Raw genomic sequence first — 15,266 nt, 5'->3', positions numbered from 1 at the left:
AGTCCGTTTATTTTTATCGGACAACAATGATAAATAATTAAATATTATTTTTTTCTTTTGTTGACAATTTGCATACATTTAGATCACCTAACTTTATCTAAATGAAAATGTTTCTTTCCTTATCATTTGTTTGTTTCTCGCTGCAGCTAGCTCAAGCACAAAATGTCATCCAGCCCTATGGAAAAGTCGATCAGGCTTCCATGGACCTAAAAGAATGTCCATTCGAAAAGGACGCCAATGCGATGGTTCTTTTTGATAAGGGACGAGTTTATTTTGATGATAAATTCGATATCATAATGGATCGTCACAGGCGCATAAAGATTTTTAATGAAAAATCAAAAGATAAAGGAAATATCCGGATTGAATTTTATTCTTTAAAAGGATATGAAAAATTAATAAGCGTTCAGGCGCAGACCATCAATCTAAAAGATGGTAAGATTGTGATAACTAAATTAAATAACGATCAGAAATTTACCGAACAAATAGATAAATATCGTTCCGCTATTGTATTTAGTATGCCCGATGTGCAGGCGGGTTCTGTTATCGAGTACAGATACACCTTGCAAACCAGTTCCATTGGTAATTTTCCTTCATGGCGATTTCAAAGCAACATTCCAGTAGGTTATAGTGAATTAAGCACTTCCATTCCTGATATTTTTATATATAAACCTCTTATCAGAGTTCAACAGGCTTTCTTTAAAAATCTGAGTAGTTTAGAAAACGGAACCTACCTGTATGATGGACAAGCTATTAACTATACTAAGAATGTGAAAACACTGGCGTTAAAAGATGTTCCTTCCATTCCTGATGAATCGTTTATGACTTGCGAATCAGATAATTTGCAATCAATTGCACATCAGCTATCAGAGATCAGACCGGTAGGAGGGTTTATTACATCGGCCAGTAATACCTGGGGAAAGATTGGAGTGATGCTTGGAGAAGATGAAGATTTTGGTCTTCAGTTTAAAAAGAAGCTTGAGGGCGAACAGGAGATTATAGCCAAGGCCGTAGCAATGAAGAGTCAGAATGAAAAAATTGCTTACCTGTTTAATACGGTAAGGGATCAGATGAAATGGAACAGCTATGACAGCTGGTATACGAACGATGGAATTGCGAAAGCATGGCAAAAAAAAGCGGGTAATTCCACTGAAGTGAACTTAATTTTGTATCGGCTACTGGTTCAATCTGGTGTAAAGGAGGCCTCACCAATGATTGTGAGTACCCGTAGCAATGGAAAAGTTTTTTTGTCTTTCCCCTGGCTTTATCAATTTAACCGGACAGCCATCCATATTCCAATTGATAGCACCCGATATTATCTTCTTGATGCAACCGAAAAATCAAACCAGTACAATGTTATACCCTCAAATTTGTTGAATAATTTTGGCTTGCTGTTGGATAAAGATCGGAAAAATAGCCAAACGATGTTTATTTCCACAGACGTTCCATCTATGGAATATATAAACCTGGTTGCGGATATCAAACCAGACGGAAAAATGACAGGAATGGCAAACTTGCATTATACCACCTATCATCGATCTGAAGTGATCAAGCGTCTCCTTAAAGATGGGGAAGCAAAAGAAAAGGACTACTTTATAAATAGCAACAATACAATCAAGGTAGATAGTTTGCAAACAGAAGACAATCACAGCGATTCGTTATATGTGAAACAGCATTTTAATTTTGATGTGGATATAAGTGGATCTGATGATAACTATATATTTTTTACTCCTAATCTTTTTTGCTCCATGAAGAAGAATCCCTTTCTTAACGAAAATAGAAAGACAATGATCGATATGGGCTTCAGGGACCAATATAATGTTACAGGTGCATATTCTATTCCCAGCGGATTTAAAGCTGATGTACTGCCTAAATCACTTACGCTATTGATGACAGACCGTAGTATTTCTTTTAAAAGAGTTATTGCAGAGCAGGATAATAAAATTTTCGTGCGTTACCTTATTGAATTCAAAAAAAGTATTTTCACTCCTGAAGAGTATCCTGAGCTGCGCCAGTTTTATAAACAGATGTTCGATATGTGGAATGAGCAGATTGTTCTTAAAAAGATTTAAGGATGAGGACTTTAAGATCGGCTTGGCATGTGATATTCTGTTTTGCTTTCATTTTTCCTTTGTTTGTTTCCGCACAGAAAAAAACTGCTGCAGCTGATTATTATATAGCAGCAAACATTCCTGATTCTTTGAAAAAGGATGCTAATTCTGTGATTCGTTTAGATGATACCCGAATAGAAATAATAAATCCGGGAAAAGTAGTATGGAAATCGCATAGGATTCTGACCATCCTGAATCAAAAGGCGGAAGATGAGGCCATGACGGTGATGTCATATGATAGGAAATTTTCTACTGTAAATAATCCAGAAATGATCGTTTATGACGCTTCGGGGGCTCTTATTAAAAGATATAAGAAAAGTGATATGTATGACCGGTCTGCTGTTGATGGCATTTCTATCATATCTGATAGTAGAATGCTGATAGCCAGTCATACGGTAACCGCTTACCCTGTTACGATTGAGATGAGCTATGAGTATTCTTTAAATGGTTACCTGGATCTTTCGGATTGGGATATTCAACCAGTAGAGACAGCTGTACAACAGGCTACGTATCAGATTATCGTTAGTCCGGGTTTAGGTTTTCGTTTTAAGGAAAGGAATATTCATTTAAAGCCTGAGAAATCTTTAAAAGAGGGGATGGAGGTGTATACCTGGAAAGTGAATAACTTAAAAGCACAAAAATTGGAGGAGGATTGTGAAAGCTGGGCAGTACTTCCATCCATTTCATTTGCAACGGATAAAATAGAATACTATAATCAAGCTGGTGATTTTAGTTCTTGGAAGGGCTTTGGTTTATGGCAACAAACGCTTAATAAGGAGGTTTGTGACTTGTCGCCGAAACGGGTAGAAGAGATTAAGCAGTCAGTAGCTCATTTGCCTACAGATAAGGGAAAGGCTCGCTTTTTATATGAAAGCATGCAAAAGAATATGCGTTATGTAAGTATTCAGTTGGGTATTGGAGGGTTAAGGCCATTTCCTGCGAGCTTTGTTGATGAGAAAAAATATGGGGATTGTAAAGCATTAGCCAATTATATGTACAGTGTTTTAAAGGCAGCTGGCATCCGTTCATATTATACTTTAATAAACGCAGGGGATAATAAGATGCCTGCTGATAATGATTTTGTATGTTCCCCTTTTAACCATGTTATTCTTTGTATCCCTTTTGCAAAGGATTCGGTGTGGCTGGAATGTACAAGCTCAACGGCTCAATTTGGCAAGTTAGGAACCTTCACTGAAAATAGAAAAGGGTTGTTGATTACTGAATCAGGAGGGGAGTTGGTCCGTACGCCGGCTAGTAGAATGGAAGATCATGTTTTTGACACAGAAGCGGAGGTCCTAATCGATTCTATGGGCTTTGCGAAAGCTAGTATCCGATTAAAAACTACTGGAGGGTATCGGGATTCATTCGTTGATCTTTCCAGTGAAAAGATTGATGAACAGAAGGAGCGGCTGATTTCCAGTTTAAAATTGAAACAACCTGATGTTTTTTCCATTACGGAGCTAAGCGATGTGGAGGGAGTGCGGACTACAGATCTTCATCTTGAATATGAGAAATTGAGTGACATGAATACGGGAAAGAAATTTTTTTACCGGCCAAGATTGCTTGACCTTTGGAAGACTACCTTTCCTGTGCTTGAACATAGGAAATCTGATGTTTATTTCTCTATGCCTTGTATTAAAAAGAATACTACTGAATTTGGTTTTGCATCGAATTTCGAGGTGGAATCTGTACCAGCGACTGTTTCTATTCAGTTTTCTTATGGAAGTTTTAATGCCAGTTATTCTCTGGATAAGACTAAAAATAAAATCACTTGTGTCAGCGTTTTTAAGCTGAACAAACATGTGATACCGGCAGGTAAGTATAAGGAAATGCAGGAGTTCATGGATCTTATCTCAAAGTCAATGAATAAAAAGATTATTGTCAACAGAATCTAAGAACAGGTTCCAGGATGATGTAAGAGATTGAAATAATAGAATATTTAAATCTAAAATAAAGAGTTGTTGTTAAGCGTGGCGAATTGCCTAAGGTTTTATATCAATTGGAATCGGGCATTCTAAATTAACGACATCTTGCATTTACTTATGATTAGTTAATTTTTATTATGGATAGCATCAATCAACAACAGCCTGAAGATAATTTTGAAAACTTAGCAGGCAGTGACGCTGCAAAAAAGATGAAAACACTGGCTGAAAATGCTAACAGTTGTTTCTTTTGTTCTAACATCAAGACCGGGATCCCTTTTTTAACTCGTCCTATGTCGGTGTTGAAAGTAGACGATGAAGGAAATTTCTGTTTTTTAAGCTCTAATGGCAGTAAGAAAAACGAAGAAATTAGTCGCGACCCCTTTGTTCACTTGTTGTTTCAGGGATCGTCCTATTCTGATTTTTTGAATGTTTATGGGATCGCAGAAGTAAGTACGGATAAAGAAAAGATTAAAGAACTTTGGAATCCAACTCACGATGATTCAATTGAAGGAAAGCTGGAGATGGAATAGTAGGGTTGGAGTTATAAGCAAAAAGCCTTGTTGAGCGTGGTTCAACAGGGCTTTTTTAATGATTTAAATTTTCGTAATAGGATATTACCTACTGGCATCAGCCGCTTCCTGCAATAGCTTAATAAGCGATTCAAGTTTTAGGGGCTTTGAGATATAATTATTCATGCCAGCGCTGAAGCAGGCTTCGCGGTCCTCAATCATTGCATTAGCAGTAAGTGCGATGATATAAGGTTGTTTGGCATAATGATGCCTGATATAGCGGGAAGCTTCCAGGCCGTCCATTTCAGGCATTTGCACATCCATCAATATAAGATCGTAATGTTCTTTGTCCAACATTCTTATCACTTCAACACCTGTATTTGCTAGTGCTGAACTGTAGCCCAACCGGTCTAAAATCTTTATGATCAGCATCTGGTTGGTCTTGTTATCTTCGGCAATTAGAATTTTTAGCGGGTTGTTTTTAGCAAAATCCTTACTTAACAACACCTGTGCGTTTTGCTCCTGCCCAGAATGCTGCACCTGCTGCTGTAAAGCCATTAAAATGGTACGGCTAAGGTGTTGTTGTTTTACAGGCTTGGTCAACACAGCGTTAAAGAGCTCCGGATATTTTGTTCTGGTTTCGTCGCCTATAGAACTTAACAAAATGATAGGCATCTCTGGATATTTCTCTTTTACAAGTGTAGAAAATTGAACACCATCCATATCGGGCATTTGCATGTCGCTTATTAGCAATTCAAATGAATGACCGTTTTCTATTAATCGTAGCGCTTCTTTTCCGCCGGGAGCCATTATTGGCTTTAATTTCCATTGTTCTAACTGGAGTTCTAAAATCCGTCGGTTGGTTTGATTATCATCTACTATTAAAATTTTCTTGCCTTCAACGGCTGACATGTTGATTTGGGCAAACAATGGTTTTTGCTGTTCACTAGTTTTCACTTTTATTTGGAAAGTAAAAGTTGTACCTACATCAGGTTGACTGGTAACATTGATGTGGCCTCCCATTAAACTCACTAAACGTTCGCAAATGGCAAGGCCTAGTCCGGTTCCTCCATATTTACGTGTAGTAGAGGAATCAACTTGAGAAAAGGCCTCAAACAGTTTGTTCAATTTTTCTTTAGGGATGCCAATACCTGTATCCCTTACCTCAAACCCAAGTTCTATCATATTATCAGGACCTTGGCTGAGAAGGGTCACCCCTAAAAAGATCTCGCCATTGGGCGTAAACTTCATGGAATTGCCTAACAAGTTAATCAGAACCTGGCGTAGCCGCACGCTATCACCCTCTATCTGAACAGGCAGGCGGTAATCCATCTGGTACAATAGGTCAAGATCAGCTTGCGCCGCTTTAGCAGCAAACAGATCAAGTACTTCCTCAACACAGGTCCTCAAATCAAAATCATGCAAGTCCAGGTCCAATTTACCCGATTCTATCTTTGAAAAGTCAAGTATATCATTGATTACATTCAACAATGCTTCACCGCTGCTCATTATGGTTTGTGTGTACTCTTTCTGCTCTTCGTCAAGTGTTGTTTCATTAAGGAGGGAGGCCATGCCTATAACCCCGTTCATTGGCGTGCGAATCTCATGACTCATAGTAGCTAAAAAGATGCTCTTGGCCTGGTTAGCACGTTCAGCTTCTGCTCGTGCCTGGTGTTCAAACTCACGTTGTCTTGAAAGTTCATCGTTAATCGAGTGCAGTTCGTCCGACTGATTCATTAGCCCTTCGTTAAGGGACTGCAACTCCTCAGACTGCGCCTGCAACTCTTCTGACTGCTCCTGAAGTTCCATGTTGAGTTCCTGAAGGTTTGTTGCCTGCTGATTAACTTCCATGGTGCGTTCAGCCACTTGTTTTTCTAAAAGTCGTTTTTGCCGATGTATGCTATACACGCGGCTCTTGTACCATAAATAAATACTTGATAAAATGATTATAAGTGTAAGAACCCTAAACCACCATGTTTCCCAATAAGGAGGTTTTATGTTGACCTTCAAGCTAGCTCCCTTTGTGTTCCAAACACCATCATTGTTAGCAGCTTTTACTCTGAAAGTATATTCACCGGGGTCAAGGTTGGTATAGGTTGCTTTATGTTGATCTCCTACGTAGTTCCAGGTTTTATCAAAACCTTCCAGCATATAGGCATAGGTGTTCTTTTCCGGAGAGGTGTAGTTCAGCGCTGCATATTCAAACGTTATTACTGCTTGTTTATGGTCGAGCGTTATCTCTTTTGTGTCCACTATAGATCTTTTTAGCGGCGAATTTTTTGTGCCTACCCAAACGGACTTGTTAAACAACTGAAAATCGGTTATTAATACCGGTGGAATATGCTTATTACGTATAAGGGATGTTGGGTTGATCGAATTAAATCCCTTAACGCCGCCAAAATACATTTGTCCAGTACTACTGCAAAACGAAGAATGAAAAAAAAACTCACGGCTTTGCAAATTGTTATCGGGACCGTAATTGGTAAAGGTGTGATTTTGAAGGTTAAACCTACTTAATCCATTATTAGTATTCAGCCATAAAAAGCCTTGTCTATCTTCCGTAATACTGTTAATGACGTTGTTGCTTAGTCCATTTTTTACAGTATATGCGCTGAACTGCCTGGTTTTTGGATTCCATAGATTCAACCCCCCACCCATAGTGCCTACCCATATTTGTCCTTTTCTATCACCCAAAATACTGTATACGATGTTATTGGTTAGTTTACTATTCGCATTATTTAAACGTTTAAAAGTAGTATCAGCCGGATTAAATATACAGATACCACCATCGTAAGTGGCTATCCATACCTTTCCATCTGCCGCTTCATAAAAAGCGCGAATCACATTTTTTGTTAATGCGTGTGGATTGTTCGGATTTTGCGGGTCTTCCTGGTAACGGGTGATTTTACCAGTCTTTAGGTTAAGTACATTTATTCCGCCTTCGTTCGTTCCTATCCATAAGTTGCCTTTACGGTCTTCCATTAAAGCGTAGACATGATCATCACTTAACTGACCTGGCCCATCTCCTTTAGGATAGTGTGTGAATTTATTAGTTACTGGATCAAAACGATCTAAACCACCTCCGTATGTGCCAATCCATAGTTGGTCACTGTTTTTGTGGCGCAACAAAGTCAATGCTGAATTAGAAGAAATACTGTTTAGTTTATTACGATCATGCAGGTAAATTTTGAAGATACCCGTTTTGATGTCAAAAAGATTTAACCCCCCACCATCGGTGCCTATCCAGATGTTCCCATGTGCGCTCTCTTCAAAACTTGCAACAACCCTATGGCTTACTCCTGTGTTTTGGTTACGTCCTTTATTTCGGTATATATCAAACAAGGGCAAATTTCTGTCATACTTGTTTATGCCACCAGAAAAGGTAGATACCCATAATGCGTCATTATTGTCGATAAATACCGCACGTATAGAACCAGCCATAATACTGTTCATGTCATCCAAATTATTACGGTAAAGCGTAAAATTTCCCGTGCGGATATTTAAATGATCTATTCCGTTCTCAGTTCCTACCCATAAGTTATTCTTTGATGCGGTAACCGAAAAAATAGTGTTGCTGCTTATGGTTTTATTTCCTGTAGCAGATACCTTATAAACTGTAAAATTGCGCGTAGCCGGATTGTAACGGTTAAGACCACCTCCTTTTGTTCCAATCCATAAGTTTCCGCGGTAATCCTTAGTTAAGCCAGTCACTTGATTGTCAGACAGAGAACCTGACACCTTATCATTGTGCAAAAAAACACTAAACTGTCTGGTTCCGGGAGTTAAAATATGCAATCCTTTAGTGGTAGCAACCCAAAGATTTTTGTTGTTATCCTCTACGATGGCGCTGACATGTTTATTGATTAAGCTGTTAGGATCATTGGGGTTTGAATAATAGGAAGTAAAACGGTTCTGGCGCCTGTCTAATGTATACAAACCATTGTAACTGCCAATCCATAAATTTCCTTTATGATCCTCGTAGATGCATGTTACAGATTTGCTGTCTATAGATCCCTTACGGCCCGCTATATTATAATGAAAGAAGGCATCTTTATCCTTGTCGTATCTATTTAATCCTCCATTGGTACCTATCCATAATGTTCCGTATTTGTCTTCAAATAACGATGTGATGCTGTTATCACTTATGCTGTGGGAATCTTTTGGATCATTTCTATACACTGTGAAATGATATCCATCGTACCTGTTAAGTCCATCTTCGGTACCAAACCACATAAATCCATACTTATCTTTTACTATCGCTTGTACTGTGCTTTGCGATAGTCCATTATCAGTTGTCAGATGAGTGAATTTTATCTTTTGCTGACTGTAGGATAACGATGTCGAAAAGAATCCGAGTACAATAACACAAAATAAAAATTTAAAGGAATGCATTAAATGGGCCATTGCTAGATATTTAAAGCGTAATTAATAAAATGGTAAACGGTCCATAACGCTTTAGCGATATCTGTTTATACTAAAAACAGAGACACAAAGTTGCCTATATATCAAATTTGAACATTTTAATTGATAAGGTCATCATTCAATTGTATAAGAACCTGTTATTTTACTAGTTTTTATTCAGTTACTTCATGCCATATACTGTCCTTTATTATTTGGGGAGGTATCGAATAAAGATTGCTGGATTATTTAGAACCTGTCTTGCTATTCTTAATCCAAATGTAAATTAAAATGAGAAAAAGTGTAACAAAATGGCTATCCTTTAGTTATATATGAAATGGACAGTTACAAACAAATTGCCATTATAGTAGCTCATCCAGATGATGAAACACTATGGGCAGGCGGAACCATCCTTAACCATCCGGAATGGCGCTGTTTTATTGTTAGTCTTTGCAGGAAAAGCGATCCAGATCGTGCTCCTAAGTTTAGCAGGGTACTAAAGGAGCTGAATGCAGAAGGTATAATGGGCGATCTTAACGATGGTCCGGAACAGTTCCCTCTCAATGTGAACGATGTGGAACATACCTTAATGAGTTTATTACCTGCAATGAATTATGACCTTATTATTTCACATCATCCTAAAGGCGAATATACTAGTCATATACGCCATGCAGAGGTGAGCAGGGCGGTAATTAACCTGTGGAATGCAGGTAAAATTAAAGCTCCTGAACTTTGGGTTTTCGCCTTTGAAGATGGTAACCGGCTATATTTTCCTACCCCTATCAAAAACGCCGATCTTTATTTCCCTTTAGCTGCGGATATCTGGCGGCACAAGTATGATATCATGACCAAGATATATGGCTATGGCAAGGATACATGGGAGTCTCAGTCTACACCGAAAGATGAGGCATTCTGGCAATTTACCGATTCAGGTAAGGCGCTTAACTGGCTCAAAAGCCAAGAAAACAATGAAAGTATTAGTGTTATATGATTATCCACCAACCCCAGGAGGGCTGGCAACACAGGGTGACTTATTATACAAAGGATTATTGAAATTGGGTATAGATGCCCATGCGTGTAATGTCGCATCTGACATAGAAAAAGAATGGTACTATTTGTGGTTTAAGCCGGATGTAGTAACAGGAGTGGGGTACTGGGGACATACGCCTGATTTGGTACTTCATCCTCAGAAATTTGGTATGATGGCCGTCCCATGGTTAGTTGCCGATGGATATATTGCAAATTATCAGGATGTGCTAAATGAACTTCCCCTGATACTGGTTACTTCAAACTGGGTAAAAGAAATGTATGTCCGTGATGGGATAAGTCCGGATAACATTGAAGTATTACCCGTTGGTTGCGATACTGATACCTTTATCCCTTATGAAAGGAATGATCCTAAGGTACTTGACATCAGGGAAGAACTAGGTATTAAACCTGATCAGCTGATGATACTGACCATAGGAGGTGATGCAGCTTCAAAGGGTGCCCGTGAGGTGATGCAGGCATTAGCCCAATTGGATGACTCAGTTCCAGATTGGCGTTATGTTTGCAAAGTATGGCCTCAACCCCGTACAGAAAGTCAGAATCGTGCCGACATGGAGCTTGCCGAAGAACTAGGTATTGCCGATAAGGTGATCTATGCCACCAATATTGTTTCCCGAGCGTTTACTCCTTATCTTTTATCGGCCTGCGATATCTATGCTGCACCCTCACGCCTGGAAGGGTTTGGTATGCCACAAGTAGAAGCGGGTGCATGTGGAAAACCGGTGATCAGCATTAAAGCAATGGGCATGCTTGATACTTTAGTTCATGGCGAAACAGCTTTATTGGCTAAAGTAGCAGAAAGGATCCAAATCGCTGAGGTTACTATTTGTGATAAAGCAAGTGGTTTAGAAGGTAGAAGAGTTGTTTTTAATGAACCTAGGACAGTGGATTACCGTGCTGATGTAAATGACATCAGGGATGATTTATTGATTTTAATGAAAGACCCGAACCTACGTTTGCGTATGGGTGCGGCAGGAAGGGAACGTGTGACTGCTAATTTTGATTACCGCTTAGTGGCCGAAAGATTTGTTAAGTTGGTAACCGAAAAATTAGGAATCAGTTAATTCAATTAAAATGAAAACACAGGATTGGGCACAAGTAGAAAAAGCAAGAAAGGCGGCTATTGAAGTATTATTGCATAATGCCCATGGTCCCTTTCATGGATTGCCACGTACTGCCGGATGGGGATATCCGGAACCATATACCAGGGATTTGATGCTCTCTATTTTAGGTATTGCCACATCTGGAAGTCAACCACTGATGGATAGCATGCGCAAAACGTTGAAAGTGCTGGCAAAAAACCAGACTGAAAAGGGCCATATTACCTCTTTGGTGCATGACCGTGAAGATCGTGGCTCCAGTGATAGCACACCTTTATTTTTATTGGCTGTTGGGATCTTCAGGCAGGCTACCGGAGAGCAGGACTTTTTGGAAGAGGCCGTTCAGCTTGCAATGACCTGGATGGAATACCAGAGTCCTTCGGATCGTTTTTTGGTTGCGCAATTGCCTACTAGCGACTGGCGAGATGAACAATGGGTGTTAGGTTATGGCTTATATGTAAATACGCTGGTATATAGTTATCTGCGTATGTTTGGGATTCATGATCGTGCAGACCGGGTCAGGCACGACATGAAGCGTTTTACTATTTCTAGTAGTACGCAAAATCATCATGCGATTGAAGGTTTTGTAGTAAAACATAAACCTTATTTTGCATTTTGGGCTTATAAGGTGTACAATAGTGAAAGCTTTGATCTGTTGGGAAATAGTATTGCGATCTTATCGGGACTGGCAACGGTTACACGTGCAAATGAAATGATCACATGGATAGAGGATGAGTGTGCCGCAATGAAGAAAAGTGGTGATTTAGTTGTTGATTTACCACCTAATTTTTTTCCTTTTACCCGTCCTGAAGATCCGGATTGGATGCCTAGGTATGAAGGGTTTAATAAACCTGGTGATTACCATAATGGTGGGATCTGGCCATTTATTGAGGGGTTCTATATCAGTGCTTTAGTAGCAGCCGGCAGGTTTGATCTTGCCCGTAAAAAGTTGTTTATACTTACTGATTTAATCACTCTTTCTCAGAATGAAGATCTTGAATTCGGCTTTAATGAATGGCACAAGGCTCAGGATGGAACTACACATGGGCAGGATTGGCAAACTTGGTCTGCTGCGCTTTATTTATATGCTGTAAAGTGCGTGGAAGATGAGGAAACGCCTTTTTTTGATGAAATGAGGACGCATTAAACAGGATAATATTTGGTTAAGTATAAATGTTTGTTAAAACAAAAGAAACCGCTTCATAATTAATTATGAGCGGTTCTTTTTAAATTTAAATCATAGGATGAATAAGAGGTGTTTAAATTTTTAATATTAATAAAGAAGAAGGGTCGTTGTGTTTAATAAAATGTCAATTTAGTTAGTAGGACTGTCTTTTGAGTGGAATTTCATTGCTCATCTCAAATAGACTGTGATGTTGTATTGTTCTATGAGTGTAATAAAGAATTTCTGCTAGTATTTTATATTTTATTGAAGAACTGCATTAATATTCTATATTTGCAACGCAATAAGGGGGATTAGCTCAGCTGGCTAGAGCGTTTGCATGGCATGCAAGAGGTCATCGGTTCGACTCCGATATTCTCCACCACTTAAAATATAAATCAGCCTTCTATATAGCATAGAGGGCTTTTTTATGCTCAATAATAAAAAGGGTGACACTTTAGGTATCGCATAAATAAAAAAACGAATAAATATTTATCCTTCTAATTCTCTACTCATACCGTAACGCTTCTATCGGGTCAAGCAATGACGCCTTTTGAGCTGGATAACAACCAAAGAATACTTTCGTAAACGCACACACACATAATAAATGACAAAACAATAGAAGACTCAGATATTACAGTTGGCCAGTTCAATACAGTCTTATAACATTTTTATCTCGTTTTCTTTTAGTCGTTTATAGATTGCATGAAGTAAATTGCTTTTAAAGCTACTCTCATTATAAATATTGTTGATCCACAACTCTAACTTAAGTTCTACCGTATCGCCAGCAAATGAATTAAAGAATGTTTCAGGCGTGCTATTAGGTAAAGTATATTCCGCTTTTTGAGCTTCTTCCTTGATTATAGTTTGAACTAATTCGAGGTTAGACTCTGAAGCGATCTTAAAGGTAATTTCTGTTTTAACAAAACTATTGCTCAGCGTCCAGTTAACCAACCTTCCAGAGAGTAAATCACCGTTGGGTACAATGATTATAGAGCCCTGTGGCGTCAATAATTTACTGGAGCGGATTCCAATATCTTTTACTCTTCCTTTTTTATCGGCAAGCTCGATAAAGTCACCAATCTGAAAAGGCTTTTCAAAGATCAATATGATCCCGGAGACAAAGTTGTTAACAATATTCTGCATCCCCAAACCAATACCTACTCCTAAAGCTCCAATGATTACCGTCAGTTTATCCAACGAAAAGCCGGAAGCTGTGATGGCTAATAGAAATCCGACAACAAAGATAACTAGTCTAATAAGCAGGAGCTTAGAGCTCTTACGCTCGGTCTGATTGCCAAACGTGGCATTTTCATCTCCAAAAAGAATACCTGTATATTTCTGGAACAGGTTAGCAAGATAAAGGATCAGCCCAAATAGCAAAATGTTTCCAATCGTGAATTTAACGCTTCCAAAGGTCCTTGTTTGCGTGAATACGCCCGAAATGAACTCATATAATATTCCTGAGATGTTCAGGTTGATTACGAATACAATACTCCAAATCAGGACTGCAATAACGGTTAATCCTTCCTTAACAGTTGATCTGATCCGCTGTAGATTAATCCTGGCAAATAAACTATTGGAACAGGATGTTATTTTAATTTGAAGATCTGTCGCTTCCGTTAGGATTTGTACAAATGCTGAAAGTGCTATGATTTGTGTTAAGCCAACAATTGCAGTGAGGCTTAAAGTGGTTGAAACACTTATTCTACCAAATACATTAAATACGATTGATAAGATATGAAGTCCTATGTAAAGTATGGATACTGGCTTAATAAAGCTTTTTAATAATAGCACATTCCTGATTTCCCGATAAAAATGCAAGCCGAAATAAATGGAAACTATATTAAGTGCGATGAGCCATAAACGCAGCAGAAGGCCCTGGTTCATTACCGCATTGGTCAAAACAGTGATAATATAGATCAATACAATCACAAGCCAGATGTAGTACTGTTCCTTTTTCCAGTGTTTCCTAAAGAATATGGTCAAAGTGATCAGGAGTAAAAACTCAATGATCTCAAAGTAGAGTGATGGCGAATCAGGATCAAATAGGGGAGCGAGGTTAAGTAAAAATATAACGCTTGAAAGCAGTGGTACCGGATTGATGAAATCAAGTCTTAAATCGGAGAGTTGTTCATTTATCGGTGGCTGTGATGCTTTTTTATAGTTTCTGTAAACCCATACAAAGAAAATTAAACCTAATAATAGGAGCAGTGTCCGGTTGTCCCATGAGCTGGAAAGAAAATAACGAAGTGCCCTGTTTTGTCCAGACCAGGCATCAGATAACATGGTACTTAAGCTTTCCTTTTCGGATTGTTTTGAGGCAGACCATATATAGGGAGATTCCCTGCCAAAGGAGGTTTTCCCAGATTGACGTAGCCGGTCTATAATGACGCTTTGAAGTTCATTTGTCGAAAAGTATAAGCCGGATACGGATGCCAGGAGAGTACCTATACTATCCAGATTTGCAGTGGTCGTTAGGCCCGATTCTTGAAGTCTTAACCGAAGATTTGTTAGTTCCGTTCCATAAAGTCTCTTTTGGGTAGTATCACGTGTGGTGTTTGATAAAAGCGAATCACTACTGAATACAACTAATTGCGAGGAATACTTTTGTAAAGTAACATTGTAATTAGTCAGTGTTTTTTTCCAGTTCCCTAAAAGAATTTGATGATCTTTTAACAGGACCTGATAACTAAGCAACGTTCTGGCATCAGGTAGTTTCCCTGAATGGAGGATATCCTGCCTGATCTCTTCTATGTTTTGCTGTACTTCGGGCAGATCTTTTATTATTGTTCCCGTTTGAAAGCTTCCCTCATTAGCGCTATTTATCTGATTGATTGTAGATTGTGCCCGTTCAATGCGGATTAATAGTGTATCCGGGATCTGCTGAATGGAGTCGGTCGAAGAAGATGCAGCCCTTTGTCCGAAAGCCTGAGTCGTTAAAAAAAACAGAAGAATAAGATGCCCGGCACAAAGTTTATAGCTGTATTTTAAATTTAAAAGAAGTAACATAGTAC

General features: G+C 38.7%; 8 protein-coding genes and 1 tRNA gene. 7 read left to right on the top strand and 2 right to left on the bottom strand.

The genetic code is table 11. The features are described from left to right. Positions 1–101: 101 nt before the first annotated feature. From BFL47_RS10610 to BFL47_RS10600, 3 genes are all read left to right on the top strand, one after another. Positions 102–2,069: a DUF3857 domain-containing protein gene (locus tag BFL47_RS10610; protein WP_069659764.1), complete on the top strand. Its 1,968-nt coding sequence runs from the start codon at positions 102–104 to the stop codon at positions 2,067–2,069. Between the two features lie 2 nt (positions 2,070–2,071). Continuing rightward, the gene (locus tag BFL47_RS10605; protein WP_069659763.1) at positions 2,072–4,003 is read left to right on the top strand and encodes a DUF3857 domain-containing protein; all 1,932 of its coding nucleotides are present in this window, start codon (positions 2,072–2,074) and stop codon (positions 4,001–4,003) included. 167 nt (positions 4,004–4,170) lie between these two features. After that, positions 4,171–4,563, top strand: coding sequence for a pyridoxamine 5'-phosphate oxidase family protein (locus BFL47_RS10600; protein ID WP_245681349.1), 393 nt, complete (start codon positions 4,171–4,173; stop codon positions 4,561–4,563). Between the two features lie 84 nt (positions 4,564–4,647). Here the strand turns inward: BFL47_RS10600 and BFL47_RS10595 are convergent, their stop codons facing one another. Further along, positions 4,648–8,946 (bottom strand): hybrid sensor histidine kinase/response regulator, encoded by a 4,299-nt coding sequence (locus tag BFL47_RS10595; RefSeq protein ID WP_083257118.1) that lies wholly within the window; start codon positions 8,944–8,946, stop codon positions 4,648–4,650. A 331-nt stretch (positions 8,947–9,277) separates the two neighbouring features. Between BFL47_RS10595 and BFL47_RS10590 the strand changes: the two genes are divergently transcribed. The 4 genes from BFL47_RS10590 to BFL47_RS10575 all read left to right on the top strand — a co-directional run bounded on the left by BFL47_RS10590 (position 9,278) and on the right by BFL47_RS10575 (position 12,634). Then, positions 9,278–9,931, top strand: coding sequence for a PIG-L deacetylase family protein (locus BFL47_RS10590; RefSeq protein WP_069659761.1), 654 nt, complete (start codon positions 9,278–9,280; stop codon positions 9,929–9,931). Next, a complete protein-coding gene (locus tag BFL47_RS10585; protein ID WP_069659760.1) occupies positions 9,909–11,051 on the top strand; it encodes a glycosyltransferase family 4 protein in 1,143 nt (380 codons plus the stop codon). Before BFL47_RS10590 ends, BFL47_RS10585 begins: the two co-directional genes overlap by 23 nt. Positions 11,052–11,061: 10 nt before the next feature. Beyond that, positions 11,062–12,234, top strand: a complete 1,173-nt coding sequence (locus BFL47_RS10580; RefSeq protein ID WP_069659759.1) for a glycoside hydrolase 100 family protein — start codon at positions 11,062–11,064, stop codon at positions 12,232–12,234. Between the two features lie 323 nt (positions 12,235–12,557). Continuing rightward, positions 12,558–12,634 (top strand) — tRNA-Ala (locus tag BFL47_RS10575). 275 nt (positions 12,635–12,909) lie between these two features. On the opposite strand, the gene BFL47_RS10570 is transcribed toward BFL47_RS10575, so the two are convergent. Then, complete coding sequence (locus tag BFL47_RS10570; protein WP_069659758.1) at positions 12,910–15,261, bottom strand: mechanosensitive ion channel family protein; 2,352 nt, start codon at positions 15,259–15,261, stop codon at positions 12,910–12,912. Between the last annotated feature and the right edge of the window lie 5 nt (positions 15,262–15,266).

This window comes from Arcticibacter eurypsychrophilus (genome assembly GCF_001730525.1).
GTDB lineage: Bacteria > Bacteroidota > Bacteroidia > Sphingobacteriales > Sphingobacteriaceae > Arcticibacter > Arcticibacter eurypsychrophilus.
This window is presented reverse-complemented; position numbering and strand designations above follow the sequence as displayed.